This is a genomic window from Thiomonas sp. UBA7699, assembly GCF_002482605.1.
Classification (GTDB): Bacteria; Pseudomonadota; Gammaproteobacteria; order Burkholderiales; family Burkholderiaceae_C; genus Thiomonas; species Thiomonas arsenitoxydans.
Genome location: NZ_DLGH01000018.1, coordinates 118,317 through 135,007 on the forward strand (window position 1 = coordinate 118,317; position 16,691 = coordinate 135,007).

The window sequence follows — 16,691 nt, forward strand, 5'->3', positions numbered from 1 at the left end:
TCTCCGAGGTCAGATGACGTACAGATCAACGTAGTCGTGCACAGGCATGGATTCGAGCAAGTTCTGATCCAGCGACACGTCGAGAATGGTTTTTTGTTGTTTGCCCGGAAAGCGCCGTGCCAGGTTGGTGCGGAACTTGGCTTCGAGCAGAGGGATGCCGTCGGCGCGGCGGCGCTTGTGGCCGATGGGATATTCCACGGCCACCTCGGGCAGCACCGAGCCGTCCTTCAGGGTCACGGTCAGTGCATTGGCGATGGAGCGCTTTTCCGGGTCGTGGTAGTCACGGGTGTACTGCGGGTCTTCGACGCAGACGATTTTTTCGCGCAGGGCATCGATGCGCGGGTCGGCGGCGACCGTGTCTTCGTAATCGCCCGCAGTGAGGCGGCCGAACAGCAGCGGCACCGCCACCATGTATTGAATGCAATGGTCGCGGTCGGCCGGGTTGTTCAGCGGGCCCTTCTTGTCGATGATGCGGATACAGGCCTCATGCGTGCGGATGACGATGCTGGCGATGTCCTCGGTGCTCTTGCCCGCAGCGCGAAGTTGCTGGTGCAGCGTCATGGCCGCCTCCACCGCGGTCTGGCTGTGGAACTCGGCCGGGAAGCTGATCTTGAACAGCACGTTTTCCATCACATAGCTGCCATAGGGGCGCTGGAACTTGAACGGCTTGCCGCCGAAGCTCACGTCGTAAAAACCCCAGGTCTTGGCGGTGAGCACGCTGGGGTAGCCCATTTCGCCGGTCTTGGCGATGAGCGCCAGACGCACGCCGCGGCTGGTGGCGTCGCCGGCGGCCCAGCTCTTGCGGCTGCCGGTGTTGGGCGCGTGGCGGTAGGTGCGCAGGCTTTGCCCATCCACCCAGGCCAGTGACACGGCGTTGATGATTTCGTCACGCGACAGACCCAGCATGCGCGCAACCACGGCGGTGGTGGCGACCTTGACCAGCACCACATGATCGAGGCCGACCTTGTTGAAGCTGTTTTCCAGCGCGATCACGCCCTGGATTTCATGCGCCTGGATCATGGCGGTGAGCACGTCGCGCATGGTCAGCGGCGGCTTGCCCGCGGCTACGGCGTTGCGGCTGAGCCAGTCGGCCACCGCCAGGATGCCGCCCAGATTGTCGGACGGGTGGCCCCATTCGGCCGCCAGCCAGGTGTCGTTGAAGTCCAGCCAGCGGATCATCGCGCCGATATTGAACGCGGCCTGCACCGGATCGAGCTGGAACTGGGTGCCGGGCACCTTGGCGCCATGCGGCACCACGGTACCGGGCACGATAGGGCCGAGCAGCTTGGTGCAGGCCGGGTACTCCAGCGCTTCCAGTCCGCAGCCCAGGGTGTCGATCAGACAGTTTCGCGCCGTGGAATAGGCCAGTGCGCTTTGCAGATCGGTTTTGAGGACGTAGTCGGCTATGTCAGCCAGAACTTGGTCGGGGGCGGGGCGGACGTTGGAAATCGCTGAGGACATGGATCGTGGGTAAGGGAGGGCCCGTCAGGGCGAGGGAACGCAGTCGTCGGCCAGTCGCGTCATGTTCTTTTTGTCGAACAGCATGCTCTTGGTCGGGATCTGAATGAGGACGAAGCCAGCCTTGGCATCGTCGAAGTGGTAAGCGCCGGTGGAGGTGGGCTTGCGCTTGAGGATGTAGCTTTTCCGATTCCAGGTCAGCAGCACGGCCTGGTCGTCGGCGCCTTCGATCTTGACGTCCATCGGCAGGCGGCGGCTGCCGCACACCATGCGACCGGCCTTGAGTGCGAACACCGGGTTTACATCGGGAAAGCCGTTTTCCGTGCCGGGCACGCGGGCGCCGGGGGCATCGCTGGTCAGCAAGGCCGGGGTGGCGGTGGCGGCGGTTGCCACGACCGTCGGCTCGGCCTTGGTGGTGCCGTGAGTAACGGCGGTTGCGGCATCCGCCGTTTTTACCTTGCTGGCCTGCGTTTGCGCATGAGCAGGCAGCGCAAGCGCGCAGGACAGACCGACCACTCCGGACAGGAAAAAGAACTGACGTTTCATCTTGAACACTCCACGAACTGGAACACGGAAAAAACCGCTCCGGGACGAGGCGAGTGACAAGCCGGGCGCGTGGGCATGGCGAGAAGTGCGCGGGACGAGTCAAGGACGCTGTGCGAGCGGCACGAACTGCAAATTTTCCGGGCCAGTGTAATTCGCGCTGGGTCGAATGATCTTGTTGTCCTGTCGCTGTTCCACCACATGCGCACTCCAGCCGCTGGTGCGCGAAATCACGAACAGCGGGGTGAACATGGCGGTGGGCACGCCCATGAGGCTGTAGCTCACGGCGCTGAACCAGTCGAGATTGGGGAACATTTTTTTCACGTCCCACATCACCGTCTCCAGACGCTCGGCCACGTTGAACAGGTGCATGTTTTTCTGATCGGCTGAAAGCCGGCGGGCGACTTCCTTGATGACCTTGTTGCGCGGATCGGCGATGGTGTAGACCGGATGGCCGAAGCCGATGACCACTTCCTTGTTGGCGACCCTGCTGCGGATGTCGGCCTCGGCTTCATCGGGGCTGGCGTAACGCCGCTGAATGTCGAGCGCCGCTTCGTTGGCGCCGCCATGCTTGGGGCCGCGCAGGGCGCCGATGGCCCCGGCGACGGCGCTGAACAGGTCGCTGCCGGTTCCGGCGATGACGCGGGCGGTGAAGGTGGAGGCGTTGAACTCATGCTCGGCGTAGAGGATGAGCGAGGTGTGCATCGCCCGTTCCCACAAGGCGCTGGGCTTGTGGCCGTGCAGCAGATGCAGGAAGTGGCCGCCGATGGAATCGTCATCGGTCTCGACTTCGATACGGCGGCCGTTGGCAGCGTAATGCCACCAGTACAGCAGCATCGAACCCTGGCAGGCCATGAGCTTGTCGGCAATGTCGCGGGCGCCGGCGACGTTGTGATCGTCTTTCTCGGGCATGACGCAGCCCAGCACGGAAACGCCGGTGCGCAGCACGTCCATCGGGTGGGCCGAAGGCGGCAGTTGCTCCAGCGCGGCTTTCACCGCGGCGGGCAGGCCGCGCAGACGGCGCAGCTTGGTCTTGTAGGCCGCGAGTTCGGCGGTGTTGGGCAGTTTGCCGTGCACCAGCAGGTGGGCGATCTCTTCGAATTCGCAAGCCTCGGCCAGATCGAGAATGTCGTAGCCGCGGTAGTGCAGATCGTTGCCGGTGCGGCCGACGGTGCATAGGGCCGTGTTGCCTGCGGTCACCCCGGAAAGCGCCACCGATTTTTTCGGCTTGAAGGTCATGCCAGCTGGGGCTGCGTCATCGCTCATGGGTTTGTCTCCTCGGTATTCAATTCAGTTGGCAGCTTGCGAATCGGTTCACGTCTGCTTCAGGATTGGGGTTTGCCGGAAAAAATGGCGTCCAGCCGCTGCTCGTAGGCGTGGTAGCCGATGCTCTCGTACAACTCGGCGCGGGTCTGCATCAGCGGCAACACCGCCTTTTGCGTGCCGTCGCGCCGCAGGGTTTCATACACCGTCTGCGCGGCCTTGTTCATGGCGCGAAACGCTGAGAGCGGGTAGAGCGCCATGGCCACACCGGCGCTGCGCAACTCTTCCACGGTGAACAGCGGCGTGGCGCCGAATTCGGTGATATTGGCCAGCAAGGGCACGCCCACGGCGGCGCCGAACTTGCGGTAGGTGTCGAGATCGAGCGCGGCTTCGGCGAAGATGGCGTCGGCCCCCGCTTCGGCGCAGGCGCGGGCGCGGGCTATGGCCGCGTCGAGTCCCTCGACCGCGATGGCGTCGGTGCGGGCGATGAGGTAGAAGGCGGGATCGGTACGGGCGTCCACCGCGGCCTTGATGCGATCGACCATTTCGCCGCTGCTGACGATTTCTTTGCCGGGCCGGTGGCCGCAACGCTTGGCGCCCACCTGGTCTTCGATGTGCAGCGCGGCGGCGCCGAATTTGATGAGGCTTTTGACGGTGCGCGCAATATTGAAGGCGCTAGGGCCGAAGCCGGTGTCCACGTCCACCAGCAAGGGCAGGTCGCAGACGTCGGTGATGCGACGCACGTCGGTGAGCACGTCGTCCAGCGTGTTGATGCCCAGATCGGGCATGCCCAGCGAGCCGGCCGCCACGCCGCCGCCCGAGAGATAGATGGCCTTGAAGCCCGCCCGCTGGGCCAGCAAGGCGTGGTTGGCGTTGATCGCGCCCACGATCTGCAACGGGCTTTCCTGTTGTAGTGCGAGACGGAAACGCTCGCCTGCAGTTTGGGTCGTCATGGCCGTTCAGAGCAGATGCTGCACGCCGACCTTCTCTTCTTCGAGCTCGGCCAGGGTTTTGTTGATGCGCTCCTGCGAGAACGCGTCGATGGGCAGATCGCGCACCAGTTGGTATTCGCCGCCCGCGCAGGTGACCGGGAAGCCGAATATGGTCTGCTCGGGGATGCCGTAAGACCCGTCCGACGGAATGCCCATGCTGACCCATTTGCCGTTGGTACCCAGCGCCCAGTCGTGCATGTGGTCGATGGCGGCGTTGGCGGCGGACGCGGCGGAGCTCAGGCCGCGCGCCTCGATGATGGCCGCGCCGCGCTTGCCGACGGTGGGCAGGAACACGTCGCGGTTCCAGGCGTCGTCATGGATCATGTCTTTCACCGACTGGCCGCCGACGGTGGCGAAGCGGTAATCGGCGTACATGGTCGGGGAGTGATTGCCCCAGACGCAGACCTTCTCGATTTCGCCCACTGCTTTGCCGGTTTTGGCGGCGAGTTGGCTCAGTGCGCGGTTGTGATCCAGGCGCAGCATGGCGGTGAAATTTTTTGCCGCTAGATCAGGCGCGGATTTCATCGCGATATAGGCATTGGTGTTGGCCGGATTGCCGACCACCAGCGTCTTGACCGTGCGCTTGGCCACGGCGTTGAGCGCCTTGCCCTGCGCCGTGAAAATCTGCGCATTGGCCGACAGCAGGTCGCGCCGCTCCATGCCGGGGCCGCGCGGGCGGGCGCCCACCAGCAGGGCATAGTCCACATCCTTGAAGGCGGTCATGGGGTCGCCGTGCGCGCTCATGCCCGCCAGCAGCGGAAAGGCGCAATCTTCAAGCTCCATCATCACCCCGCCCAGCGCCTTCTGGGCCTTTTCGTCGGGAATCTCCAGGAGTTGCAGAATCACCGGCTGGTCGGCGCCCAGCATTTGGCCAGAGGCGATGCGAAACAGCAGGGCATAGCCGATCTGGCCAGCGGCTCCGCTGACAGTCACGCGTACGGGGGCTTTGGACATGGGGAAACTCCTGGTCGGTAGGGGTTGATGGAGCAGGCGCCTGCGTGAATACAACAACTCAGCAGAACAACACAGCGGGACAGCTCAGGGTTGTGACTCTTTGCGGCCCTTTGTGCGCCGCAATATGCGAAGGAAGTGTAGGCCGAGGTCGTTCGGGCGTCAATCACTCTTCTATCTTATATAAGATGTTTTTTATCAAAAGCTGGACAAGGCGGGGCAGCCTATGCTGCAATGCACGACATGATGGCTTCCCGCCCCGCCCCCACTCCAGCGCCCGAGTTGCAGGCCGCCCATGTGTCCGAATCGGCATCCAAATTGGCGTCCAACCCGAGTTTCAGCCCTTTGTATCGACAGATCAAGGGTTTGATTACGCGCAGCCTGCAACAGGGGGACTGGAAGCCGGGAGAACTCATCCCCAGCGAAGCCGATCTGGCGCGGCGCTTCGGCGTCAGCCAGGGCACCGTGCGCAAGGCGGTGGATGAACTCGCGGCCGAAGGTCTGCTGCTGCGACGCCAAGGGCGCGGCACCTTTGTCTCCACGCACCATGAAGAGCGGGTGAAATTCCGCTTCCTGCGCATCGTGCCCGATGCCGCGGCCGACGGCGCGCGCCCTGTGCCGCAGCCCATGGAGCGGCAATTTCTGGAATGCAAGCGCTCTCGCGCCTCACAAGAGGTGGCGCGCACCCTGGGCATCAAAGTCGGCGAGAGCGTGACGCAGATTCGCCGCTTGCTGCTGCTGGCGGGCGAGCCTGTGGTGTACGAAGATATTTATCTGCCCGGCCCGGCGTTTCGCGGCCTGACCGCGGAGCGGCTGGAAAGTTACCGCGGCCCGCTTTACGCTTTGTTCGAGTCCGAGTTTTCCACCCGCATGGTGCGGGCGGAAGAAAAGCTGCGTGCGGTGAATGCCAGCGCGCAGGAGGCGCAGCTTCTGCAGGTGCGCGAGGCCGAAGCCCTGCTACTCGTCGAACGGCTGTCATTCAGTTATGGTGAACTGCCTGCGGAATACCGCCGCGGGCTGTACAACACGAGGCATCATCACTATCGCAATGAGTTGAATTAGTGACCACGAACGCGTTGCAGTTGCCAGCCTAGCCGTCCGGCTGTTTTGCTGCGATGCAATAGACTTCAAAACAAAAAGCAGCATTCGTTCCTGCATCTACCTCTTGCCGGGTTGATGTGCCGATCCGAAAACCTGCGATAACAACCGATCACAACGAGGACAGTGTCATGACAAAACCTGCTTCGCCACCGGCCCGGCCGGTTTACCGCAACATCCACATCAGCCAGATCGTGGGCTACCGCCTGCCGCTGGCGGGCCTGGTGTCCATCTTGCACCGTATCAGCGGCGCGGTGATGTTCCTGGCGCTGCCGCTGGTGCTCTGGGCTTTCGACGACAGTCTGCGCAGCGCCGACAGTCATGCGGCCATCACGCAATTTCTTTCGCACGGGTTCGTCAAGCTCATTCTGCTCGGATTGTTCTGGGCGCTGATGCATCACCTCGTGGCCGGGGTGCGGCATTTGTGGATGGATGCGTTTCATGCCGTGAGCAAGGCGCAGGGCCTGCAACTGGCCCTCATCACTTTTGCGGTGTCGCTCGGTCTCACCGCGCTGTTCGGCCTCAAGCTGCTGGGGGTGTACTGACATGGCTGCCGACAAGATTGGAAACAAGCGCCTGGTCGTCGGCGCGCACTACGGCCTGCGCGACTGGATGGCGCAGCGCGTCACCGCCGCCGTGATCGCGGTGTTCACCCTGGTGTTACTGGTGTATTTCCTCGCGCCCGGCCCGCTGAGCTACGAGCGCTGGCACGATTTGTTCGCCCAGCAGTGGATGAAGCTGCTGACCTTCGTGACGGTGCTGGCGCTGATCTACCACGTCTGGGTGGGCATGCGCGACATCTGGATGGATTACGTCAAACCGGTCGGCGTGCGACTGCTGCTGCAGATCGGCACCATTTTGTGGCTATTGGCTTGCGCGGGCTGGGCCCTGCAAGTGTTGTGGAGAGCGTAAATGCAGGTCAGTAACCGAAAATTCGATGTGGTGGTGGTAGGTGCGGGCGGCTCCGGGTTGCGCTGCGCGCTGCAGCTCACGCGTGCCGGGCTGGACGTGGCGGTGCTCTCCAAGGTGTTTCCCACCCGCTCGCACACGGTGGCGGCGCAAGGTGGGGTCTCCGCTGCGCTGGGCAATATGAGTGAAGACGACTGGTACTGGCATATGTTCGATACCGTCAAAGGGTCGGACTATCTGGGCGACCAGGACGCTATCGAGTTCATGTGCCGCGAGGCCAACAGCGCGGTGTACGAACTCGAACATTTCGGCATGCCCTTCGACCGCAACCCCGACGGCACCATTTACCAGCGGCCATTCGGCGGCCACACCGCCAACTTCGGCGAAAAAGCGGTACAGCGCGCCTGCGCCGCGGCGGACCGCACCGGCCATGCCATGCTGCATACGCTCTATCAGCAAAACGTAGAGGCCCGCACCCATTTCTTCGTCGAGTGGATGGCGCTCGATCTGATTCGCGATGCCGAGGGCGACGTGCTCGGCGTGGTCGCGCTGGAGATGGAAACCGGCGACGTGACGGTTTTCGAGGGCAAGGCCACGGTGCTGGCCACCGGCGGGGCAGGGCGCATCTTTGCCGCTTCGACCAACGCCTTCATCAACACGGGAGATGGCTTGGGCATGGCCGCGCGTGCCGGGCTGCCGCTGCAGGACATGGAGTTCTGGCAGTTCCACCCCACCGGCGTGGCGGGGGCGGGCGTGCTGATCACCGAGGGCGTGCGCGGCGAGGGCGGCATTCTGCTCAACGCCAATGGCGAGCGCTTCATGGAGCGTTACGCCCCGACCTACAAAGACCTGGCGCCGCGCGACTTTGTCTCGCGCTCGATGGACCAGGAGATCAAGGAAGGTCGTGGCGCCGGGCCGCGCAAGGATCATGTGCTGCTCAAGCTCGATCACCTGGGCGCCGAAACCATCATGAAGCGGCTGCCCTCCATCCGCGAAATCGCCATCCGCTTTGCCAACGTCGATCCGATCAAGGAGCCCATTCCGGTGGTGCCGACCATTCACTATCAGATGGGCGGCATTCCGGCGAACATCCACAGCCAAGTGGTCATGCCGCAGGGCGACGATCCTGCGGCCGTGGTGGGCGGGCTCTACGCCATCGGCGAATGCTCTTGCGTGAGCGTGCACGGCGCCAACCGCCTGGGCACCAACTCGCTGCTCGACCTGCTGGTATTCGGCCGCTCGGCGGGCAACCATATCGTCAACAGCGGCATTCATCAGCGCAGCCACAAACCCCTGCCCAGAGACGCTGCCGATCGCTCATTGGCGCGCCTGGCCCAGCTCGACGCCTCCAAGAGCGGGGACGGCAGCCATGTGGTGGCCGACGCCATCCGCGCGGCGATGCAGACGCATTGCGGCGTGTTCCGCAACGCAAAGCTCATGGCCGAGGGCGTGCAGGCGATTGCCGATATCGCGGGGCAGGTTGACCGTATCCACCTCAAAGACAAATCCAAGGTATTCAACACCGCGCGCATCGAGGCGCTGGAAGTCGACAACCTGATCGAAGTCGCCAAGGCCACCATGGTCTCGGCCGAAGCCCGCCAGGAAAGCCGCGGCGCGCACTATCACAACGATCACACCGAACGCGATGACCAGAACTGGCTCAAGCACACCCTGTGGTGGCGCGAGGGCAGCCGCCTGAGCTACAAGCCGGTGAAGCTCAAGCCGCTGACCGTCGAGTCCTTCAAGCCCAAGGCACGCACTTTCTGATGGATCAACAGCCTGCGCACGGCAGGCATGAGGAGCGCATATGAACGACACGCGCAAGATGAAGTTTTCGATCTACCGCTACGACCCGGATAAAGACGCCAAGCCCTACATGCAGGACTATGAGGTGACGTTGCAGCACACCGACAAGATGCTGCTCGACGCCATCCAGCGCATCAAGTGGGAACTCGACGATTCGCTGTCCATCCGCCGTTCCTGCCGCGAAGGGGTGTGCGGGTCGGATGCGATGAACATCAACGGTAAAAACGGCCTGGCCTGCATCACCAACCTGCTCACCCTCAAGGAGCCGGTGGTGCTCAAGCCCTTGCCGGGCCTGCCTGTCATCCGCGACCTGATCGTGGACATGACCCAGTTCTTCAACCAGTACCACTCGATCAAGCCCTATCTGGTCAACAACACGCCGCCGCCGGAAAAAGAGCGTCTGCAAAGCCCCGCCGAACGCGAAGAGCTCAACGGTCTTTACGAGTGCATTCTGTGCGCGAGTTGCAGCACCAGTTGCCCGAGTTTCTGGTGGAATCCCGACAAATTCGTCGGCCCCGCAGGGCTTTTGCAGGCCTATCGATTCATCGCCGACAGCCGCGACGAAGCCACCGGCGAGCGCCTCGACAATCTCGAAGACCCTTACCGCCTGTTCCGCTGCCACACCATCATGAACTGCGTGGACGTGTGCCCGAAAGAGCTCAATCCCACGCTGGCCATCAGCAAGATCAAGGAAATGATGGTGCGCCGCGCCGTCTGAGTCTGCCATGCTGCATGCGAACGCCCCTGCCGACGCCGCCGACCTGTCCCGGCTGCGCTGGCGCGCGCGGCGCGGCATGCTGGAGAACGATCTGATTCTGCAGCGCTACTTTGCCCAACGCGAAACGCCGCTCAGCAGCGAAGAGGTGGCGGCGCTGGGCGCCCTGCTCGCACTGGACGACAACACGCTTTTAGATCTTTTCATGCTTAAAACCCCGCTCCCGGAAGAACTGGATACACCGCCGATCCGGGGCTTGCTTGACACTTTGCAGCGCTTGTGAGCCCGCAAGTACGGGCTTGCGTCATTCCGTCCCCGGGGTCTGCCTCCGGGAGCCTCATTACACAGTCCCCGGAGATTTCAAAATGACCCCTTCAAGCGATAAAGCCACGCTCTCGTTCAGCGACGGAGCACCGAGCGTCGACTTGCCGATTTACAAAGGCACCATCGGCCCGGACGTGATCGACATCCGCAAGCTCTACGGCCAGACCGGCAAATTCACCTATGACCCAGGCTTTCTGTCCACCGCCTCTTGCAGCTCGGCCATCACCTATATCGACGGCGACAAGGGCGAGCTGCTCTACCGCGGCTATCCCATCGACCAGATCGCGGTGCAGTGCGATTACATGGAGACTTGCTACCTCATCCTCTACGGGGAGCTGCCCAACGCCGAACAGAAAAAGGCCTTCTCCGATCGCGTGACCCAGCACACTATGGTGCACGAGCAGATGCAGTTCTTTCTGCGCGGATTCCGCCGTGACGCCCATCCGATGGCGGTGCTCACCGGGCTGGTGGGGGCGATGTCGGCGTTCTATCCCGACTCGATCAACGTCAACGATCCCGAGCAGCGCGACATTTCGGCCATCCGGCTCATCGCCAAAATGCCCACGCTGGTGGCCATGGCCTACAAGTACAACCAAGGCCAGCCCTATATGTACCCGCGCAACGACCTGAGCTATGCGGCCAACTTCATGCGCATGATGTGGGCCACGCCCTGCGAGGATTACGTGCCCAACCCGGTGATCGAGCGCGCGCTCGACCGCATTTTCATCCTCCATGCTGACCACGAACAGAACGCGTCCACCTCGACGGTACGGCTGTGCGCCTCCAGCGGCACCAACCCCTTCGCGGCCATCGCGGCCGGCGTGGCCTGCCTGTGGGGCCCGGCGCATGGCGGCGCCAACGAAGCCTGTCTGAACATGCTCGACGACATCCAGGCCAAGGGCGGCGTGGCGAAGATCGGCGAGTTCATCAGCGAAGTCAAAGACAAGAACTCCTCGGTGCGGCTGATGGGTTTCGGCCACCGCGTTTACAAGAACTACGACCCGCGCGCTAAGCTCATGCGCGAGACCTGCCACGAAGTGCTCGACGCCCTGGGCCTCCACAACGACCCGCTGTTCAAGCTGGCGATGACGCTGGAAAAAATCGCGCTGGAAGACGACTACTTCATCCAGCGCAAGCTCTATCCCAACGTCGATTTTTATTCGGGCATCGTGCAGAAGGCCATCGGCGTGCCGGTGTCGCTGTTTACCGCCAACTTCGCGCTGGCGCGCACCGTGGGTTGGATCGCGCAGCTCAACGAAATGCTCACCGATCCCGAGTACAAGATCGGCCGTCCGCGCCAACTGTTCACCGGGTCGGTGCGCCGCGATGTCAAGCCCATCGCGGAGCGCGGCTGATCGGTCGGCATTCATCCATTGCCTGTAAAGACCGCGCTGGGCGCGGTCTTTTTTTGTTCAAAGATTTGTTTATTACGGTGTCGCGACCGGGAGCAGCATCACCAGTTTGTACTCCGGGTGCAGCGCCGCCCGCAGGGTGAGTTGTTCATACACCAGGCGGCCGTGCCGGGGATGGACAAAGCCCCTTTCGCCGCCTTCGCGCTCCTGCACATCATTGAGTTTCCAGAACGCGTCAAACTCGGGGCTGAGCGCGCTCAGTTCATCGATCAAGGCGCGCAAGGGCGAGGTGTGCAGGCGCCCGCCGCAGTCCGCCCGGAATTCCGCCACAAGCCGCTGCGAACGTAGCGGCCAATTTTCGATCAGCCCGCGCGCCTGCGGGTTGAAAAACAGAAAGCGCAACAGGTTGGGCGGCTCCTCAGTGGCTGGTTCGGTGTGTGGTGTGGCGGGGGAGGTCTGCCAGCCGAGAAACAGATCCTGCGCCTGAGCGTTGCCCGCCACCACGTCCCATCGCTGGTTGAGCACATAGGCGGGATGGACTATGGCATGCACGCTGCGCAGAACGGCATCGACCGCTTTTGTCGGTGTCGCGGGTTCGCTCGGGTCGCGCCGCTGCGCCAGCTCGAACAGATAGGCGCGCTCCGCAGGGGTCAGTTGCAGCGCATGCGCCACACGTTCCAGCGTCTTGGCTGATGGCGCGACCGGCCGCCCCTGTTCCAGCCAGGTGATCCAGGTAGCGCTGACGCCGCAGAGCGAGGCGAGCTCTTCGCGGCGCAGTCCGGGCGCTCGTCGCCGCCCCGTCGCAGGCAAGCCCGCTGCGGCAGGCGACAGACGGTTGCGGTGCAGACGGATGAAATCGCCCAGAAGGCGGCTGCCCTGGTTCGGATCGAAGGGCATGGAGGTTGGCGGCAGCGACATGGTCTTTCAAGAAGATGAAGGCGAAGGTGAGGACAACGGTAGGTTCCCAGGCTGGTAGGTTTTTATACCAGTATGTTTTGTCATCTTGTACCAGGAAAAATGCTGGGCTATCTTTTGCTCCGTCGTCTTTCCATCGTCTTGGAGCACCCTCTTGAAACAGCCCGCTTTGGCCGCCCATCAGTTCGGCGTTAGCGCTGCCGCCTACCTCACCAGCGCCGTTCATGCGCAGGGGCGCGATCTGCAACGTCTAGCCGCGATGGTGGAGAAAGAGCACCCCTGCCGGGCGCTCGATGTCGGTTGCGGAGCCGGACACGCCAGCTTCGCCCTGGCGGCCGCGGGCGCGCAGGTCACCGCCTTGGACCTGTCGCCCGCGATGCTCGCCATCGTGGCGCAAGAGGCGGCAACTCGCGGCCTGCACGATCTGCAGACTTGCCAGGGTCCGGCCGACAAACTGCCCTTCGCCGATGCCAGCTTCGATCTAGTGGTCACCCGCTTTTCCGCGCATCACTGGCCCGATGTGCCTGCCGCATTGCGCGAAATGCGCCGGGTTATCAAGCCGCAGGGAACGCTGGTCATCATCGATGTCGTGGCCCTGGAGTCGCCGCTGTGCGACACCCTGCTGCAGACGGTGGAGATCTTGCGCGACGCTTCGCATGTGCGCGATTACCGCGTCTCGGAGTGGAGCGCCCTGCTGCAGCGGGCGGGCTTTGCCGCGCCGAGTATGGAGGGCTGGAGTCTGACCATGGAATTCGCCTCGTGGGTGGCGCGCATGCGCACCCCGGAGCTGCGCGTGCAGGCCATTCGCGAAGTGTGGGCGCAGGCGCCGCAGGAGGCGCGCGAGGCGATGCGCGTTCAGCCCGATGGATCGTTCGATCTGTCCGTGGCATGGCTGCAAACTCAGCCGAGCACGGCGTGAAGCGCGCCAACTAAAATCAACCTTTCATGACAAGTCTTGCGCACACCGCGAACAAGACGCAGGAGATGCCGATGGGCCGAACGCTGTACGACAAATTGTGGGACGAGCATGTGGTGCGCACCGAAGAAGATGGCACCGCGCTGCTTTACATCGACCGCCATCTGGTGCATGAAGTCACCAGCCCGCAGGCCTTTGAAGGGCTGCAACTCGCGGGTCGCAAGGTCTGGCGGGTGAGCGCGAATCTGGCAGTGGCCGATCACAACGTGCCCACGACCGACCGCGCCGAAGGCATCGCCGATCCGATATCAAAGCTGCAGGTTGATACGCTCGACGCCAACTGCGCCGCCAACGGCATCACCGAATTCCGCATGAACGACCGCCGCCAGGGCATCGTGCATGTCATCGGCCCGGAGCAGGGCGCCACCCTGCCCGGCATGACCGTGGTTTGCGGCGATTCGCACACCAGCACCCACGGCGCGTTCGGCGCGCTGGCCTTCGGCATCGGCACCAGTGAAGTCGAGCATGTGCTGGCCACGCAAACCCTGCTGGCGCCCAAGATGAAGAACATGCTGGTGCGCGTGGACGGGCCGCTGCCCGTGGGCTGCCGCGCCAAAGACATCGCGCTGGCCGTCATCGGCAAGATCGGCACTGCCGGGGGCACCGGCTACACCATCGAGTTCGGCGGCAGCACCATCGCCGCGCTCAGCATGGAAGGCCGCATGACGCTGTGCAATATGGCCATCGAAGCCGGCGCCCGCGCCGGGCTGGTGGCCGTGGACGACACGACGATCAACTATGTGCGCGGCCGTCCCTTCGCGCCCACCGGCGTCGCCTGGGACATGGCGGTGCAGTACTGGCGGGGCCTGCATTCCGACGCCGACGCGAAGTTCGACCGCGTGGTCACGCTCGACGCCCGCGAACTCGTGCCGCAAGTCACCTGGGGCACTTCGCCCGAAATGGTGCTGCCGATCGACGCCCGCGTGCCCGATCCCGACAAAGAGAAAGATGCCAACAAGCGCTCGGCGATGGAACGCGCACTGACCTATATGGGCCTGGAGCCGAACAAGGCCATTGCCGATATCCGCATCGACAAGGTGTTCATCGGCTCCTGCACCAATTCGCGCATCGAAGACCTGCGCGATGCGGCGCAGGTGCTGGCCGGGCGGCATATCGCCGCGAATGTGCGGCAGGCGCTGGTGGTGCCGGGCTCGGGGTTGGTGAAGGCGCAGGCCGAAGCCGAAGGGCTGGACAAGATTTTCAAGGCCGCCGGTTTCGAATGGCGCGAGCCCGGCTGCTCCATGTGCCTGGCGATGAACGCCGACCGCCTGGAGCCGGGCGAGCGCTGCGCCTCCACCTCCAATCGCAATTTCGAAGGTCGGCAGGGGGCGGGCGGTCGAACCCATCTGGTCAGTCCGGCGATGGCCGCGGCCGCGGCAGTTGCCGGTCACTTTGTCGATGTGCGCAAGCTGTCATGATTTGCGCTACTTTTTCAGGAGATTGAAATGAAACCTCTGCTGTCCATTCTTTTGCTTGCCGCCACGCTGCTTTCCCTGACCGCTTGCAATACCGTGGCTGGCGTGGGCCAGGACCTCAAGGCAGGTGGTCAGGCCATCACCAACGCGGCTGATAAGTCGAAATAACACCCGAACGCCGCGGCAACGCGGAAAGACACCATGGAAAAATTCGTCGTCCACAAGGGACTGGTCGCGCCAATGGATCGCGACAACGTCGATACCGACGCCATCATTCCCAAGCAGTTCCTGAAGTCGATCCGTCGCAGCGGCTTCGGCCCGAATCTGTTTGACGAGTGGCGCTATCTCGATCACGGCGAACCGGGGCAAGACCCTGCCACGCGCAAACCCAACCCCGACTTCGCGCTCAACCAGCCGCGCTATGCGGGGGCGAGCATTTTGCTGGCGCGCGACAACTTCGGTTGCGGTTCGTCCCGCGAACATGCGCCCTGGGCATTGCAGCAATACGGCTTTCGCGCCCTGATCGCCAGCAGCTACGCCGACATTTTCTACAACAACTGCTTCAAGAACGGCGTGCTGCCGATTGTGTTGTCGAAAGCGCAGGTGGCCCGGCTGTTCGACGAACTCTATGGTTTCGTCGGCTACACGCTCACCATCGATCTGCCGCGGCAGGTGGTGGTCAAGCCCGATGGCAGCGAGCTGGCTTTCGAGGTGGGTGACTTCCGCAAGCACTGCCTGATCAACGGGCTCGACGACATCGGCCTCACCCTCGGCCATGCGCAAGAGATCCGCGCCTATGAGGCCGAGCGCCTGACGCGCATGCCCTGGCTCGACAACCGCATCCTGTAACGCAACCCCCACGCAACCCCCACACATGAAAATTGCCGTATTGCCCGGAGACGGAATCGGGCCCGAAATCATTGCCGAAGCCGTCAAGGTGCTCCAACGCATTGCGCAAGACGGATTCGACTTCACCTTCGAATTCGCGCCGGTCGGTGGCGCGGCCTATGCCGCCAGCGGCCATCCGTTGCCCGAGGCCACCCTGAGCCTGGCCAAGTCGGCCGACGCGGTGCTGTTCGGCGCGGTGGGCGACTGGAAGTACGACACGCTGGAGCGGCACCTGCGCCCCGAACAGGCCATTTTGGGTTTGCGCAAAAACCTCGGCCTGTTCGCCAATCTGCGGCCAGCCATTCTGTACGCCCAGCTGGCCGATGCCTCTAGCCTGAAGCCCGAAGTGGTTTCAGGCCTGGACATTCTCATCGTGCGCGAACTGACCGGCGACATCTACTTCGGCCAGCCGCGCGGACGGCGTACCGCGCCCGACGGTGCCTTCGCCGGCCAGCCCGAAGCCTTCGACACCATGCGCTACAGCCGCCCGGAAATCGAGCGCATTGCGCATGTGGCGTTCAAGGCGGCGCAGGGCCGCAACAAGCGACTGACCAGCGTGGACAAGGCCAATGTGCTGGAGACCTTCCAGTTCTGGAAAGACATCGTCACCGAAGTCGGCCAGCAGTACCCGGACGTGCAGCTCGACCATATGTATGTGGACAACGCTGCGATGCAGCTCGTCAAGGCGCCGAAAAAATTCGACGTCATCGTCACCGGCAATATGTTCGGCGACATTCTCAGCGACGAGGCGTCGATGCTCACCGGCTCCATCGGCATGCTGCCGTCGGCGTCGCTGAACGAAAAGGGACAGGGCTTGTATGAGCCAAGCCACGGCAGCGCACCCGACATCGCCGGGCAGGGCATCGCCAATCCGCTGGCGACCATTCTCAGTGCGGCCATGATGTTGCGGCATTCCTTGGGGCTGGCCGAGCAGGCCGACCGCATCGAGGCCGCCGTGCAGAAGGCGCTCGCACAGGGCTTGCGCACACCCGACATTCACGCGCCGGGCACGCAAAAAATCAGCACCGCGCAAATGGGCGACGCGGTAGTCGCCGCGCTGGGTTGAGCGCAGCATTGGAAAGACAA

The 16,691-nt window shown here is 63.3% G+C and carries 18 protein-coding genes; 12 read left to right on the plus strand and 6 right to left on the minus strand.

The annotated features are described in order from the left end of the window. Nucleotides 1-9 precede the first annotated feature (9 nt). The 5 genes from B3H47_RS07715 to B3H47_RS07735 form a co-directional block, all read right to left on the minus strand. A complete protein-coding gene (locus B3H47_RS07715) occupies nucleotides 10-1,461 on the minus strand; it encodes a bifunctional 2-methylcitrate dehydratase/aconitate hydratase (protein WP_013123880.1) in 1,452 nt (483 codons plus the stop codon). 24 nt (nucleotides 1,462-1,485) lie between these two features. Further along, nucleotides 1,486-2,004, minus strand: a complete 519-nt coding sequence (locus B3H47_RS07720) for a hypothetical protein (protein WP_286986640.1) — start codon at nucleotides 2,002-2,004, stop codon at nucleotides 1,486-1,488. Between the two features lie 99 nt (nucleotides 2,005-2,103). Next, nucleotides 2,104-3,267, minus strand: a complete 1,164-nt coding sequence (gene prpC / locus B3H47_RS07725) for a bifunctional 2-methylcitrate synthase/citrate synthase (RefSeq protein ID WP_156054639.1) — start codon at nucleotides 3,265-3,267, stop codon at nucleotides 2,104-2,106. Between the two features lie 59 nt (nucleotides 3,268-3,326). After that, nucleotides 3,327-4,217, minus strand: a complete 891-nt coding sequence (gene prpB, locus B3H47_RS07730; protein ID WP_013106616.1) for a methylisocitrate lyase — start codon at nucleotides 4,215-4,217, stop codon at nucleotides 3,327-3,329. A 6-nt stretch (nucleotides 4,218-4,223) separates the two neighbouring features. Next, nucleotides 4,224-5,210, minus strand: coding sequence for a malate dehydrogenase (locus tag B3H47_RS07735; RefSeq protein WP_286986641.1), 987 nt, complete (start codon nucleotides 5,208-5,210; stop codon nucleotides 4,224-4,226). 231 nt (nucleotides 5,211-5,441) lie between these two features. Between B3H47_RS07735 and B3H47_RS07740 the strand changes: the two genes are divergently transcribed. From B3H47_RS07740 to gltA, 7 genes are all read left to right on the plus strand, one after another. Next, nucleotides 5,442-6,269 carry a GntR family transcriptional regulator gene (locus B3H47_RS07740; RefSeq protein WP_286986642.1) on the plus strand — a complete coding sequence of 276 codons (828 nt, stop codon included), beginning with the start codon at nucleotides 5,442-5,444 and terminating at the stop codon, nucleotides 6,267-6,269. Nucleotides 6,270-6,436: 167 nt separating this feature from the next. Further along, nucleotides 6,437-6,850, plus strand: a complete 414-nt coding sequence (gene sdhC, locus B3H47_RS07745; protein WP_286986643.1) for a succinate dehydrogenase, cytochrome b556 subunit — start codon at nucleotides 6,437-6,439, stop codon at nucleotides 6,848-6,850. A 1-nt stretch (nucleotide 6,851) separates the two neighbouring features. After that, complete coding sequence (gene sdhD, locus B3H47_RS07750) at nucleotides 6,852-7,217, plus strand: succinate dehydrogenase, hydrophobic membrane anchor protein (protein WP_276708063.1); 366 nt, start codon at nucleotides 6,852-6,854, stop codon at nucleotides 7,215-7,217. Further along, a complete protein-coding gene (sdhA, locus tag B3H47_RS07755) occupies nucleotides 7,218-8,981 on the plus strand; it encodes a succinate dehydrogenase flavoprotein subunit (protein ID WP_286986644.1) in 1,764 nt (587 codons plus the stop codon). Nucleotides 8,982-9,021: 40 nt separating this feature from the next. After that, nucleotides 9,022-9,738, plus strand: a complete 717-nt coding sequence (locus B3H47_RS07760; protein WP_013106610.1) for a succinate dehydrogenase iron-sulfur subunit — start codon at nucleotides 9,022-9,024, stop codon at nucleotides 9,736-9,738. Nucleotides 9,739-9,745: 7 nt separating this feature from the next. After that, nucleotides 9,746-10,018 (plus strand): succinate dehydrogenase assembly factor 2, encoded by a 273-nt coding sequence (locus B3H47_RS07765; protein WP_286986645.1) that lies wholly within the window; start codon nucleotides 9,746-9,748, stop codon nucleotides 10,016-10,018. Between the two features lie 82 nt (nucleotides 10,019-10,100). Further along, the gene (gltA, locus tag B3H47_RS07770; protein WP_013106608.1) at nucleotides 10,101-11,414 is read left to right on the plus strand and encodes a citrate synthase; all 1,314 of its coding nucleotides are present in this window, start codon (nucleotides 10,101-10,103) and stop codon (nucleotides 11,412-11,414) included. A 72-nt stretch (nucleotides 11,415-11,486) separates the two neighbouring features. Here gltA and B3H47_RS07775 read toward each other — a convergent pair whose 3' ends face one another. Next, the gene (locus B3H47_RS07775; protein ID WP_276708061.1) at nucleotides 11,487-12,329 is read right to left on the minus strand and encodes a helix-turn-helix transcriptional regulator; all 843 of its coding nucleotides are present in this window, start codon (nucleotides 12,327-12,329) and stop codon (nucleotides 11,487-11,489) included. A 151-nt stretch (nucleotides 12,330-12,480) separates the two neighbouring features. Here B3H47_RS07775 and B3H47_RS07780 point away from each other — a divergent pair, with 151 nt between their 5' ends. The 5 genes from B3H47_RS07780 (at nucleotide 12,481) to leuB (ending at nucleotide 16,671) form a co-directional block, all read left to right on the plus strand. Then, entirely contained in the window at nucleotides 12,481-13,245 is a 765-nt protein-coding gene (locus B3H47_RS07780) for a class I SAM-dependent methyltransferase (RefSeq protein WP_286986646.1), read from the plus strand. 71 nt (nucleotides 13,246-13,316) lie between these two features. Continuing rightward, nucleotides 13,317-14,720 (plus strand): 3-isopropylmalate dehydratase large subunit, encoded by a 1,404-nt coding sequence (gene leuC, locus B3H47_RS07785; RefSeq protein WP_013123868.1) that lies wholly within the window; start codon nucleotides 13,317-13,319, stop codon nucleotides 14,718-14,720. 27 nt (nucleotides 14,721-14,747) lie between these two features. Continuing rightward, entirely contained in the window at nucleotides 14,748-14,885 is a 138-nt protein-coding gene (locus B3H47_RS07790; protein ID WP_013106604.1) for an entericidin A/B family lipoprotein, read from the plus strand. Between the two features lie 33 nt (nucleotides 14,886-14,918). Then, a complete protein-coding gene (gene leuD / locus B3H47_RS07795) occupies nucleotides 14,919-15,566 on the plus strand; it encodes a 3-isopropylmalate dehydratase small subunit (RefSeq protein ID WP_286986647.1) in 648 nt (215 codons plus the stop codon). 25 nt (nucleotides 15,567-15,591) lie between these two features. Then, nucleotides 15,592-16,671, plus strand: a complete 1,080-nt coding sequence (gene leuB / locus B3H47_RS07800) for a 3-isopropylmalate dehydrogenase (RefSeq protein ID WP_286986648.1) — start codon at nucleotides 15,592-15,594, stop codon at nucleotides 16,669-16,671. Nucleotides 16,672-16,691: the final 20 nt, after the last annotated feature.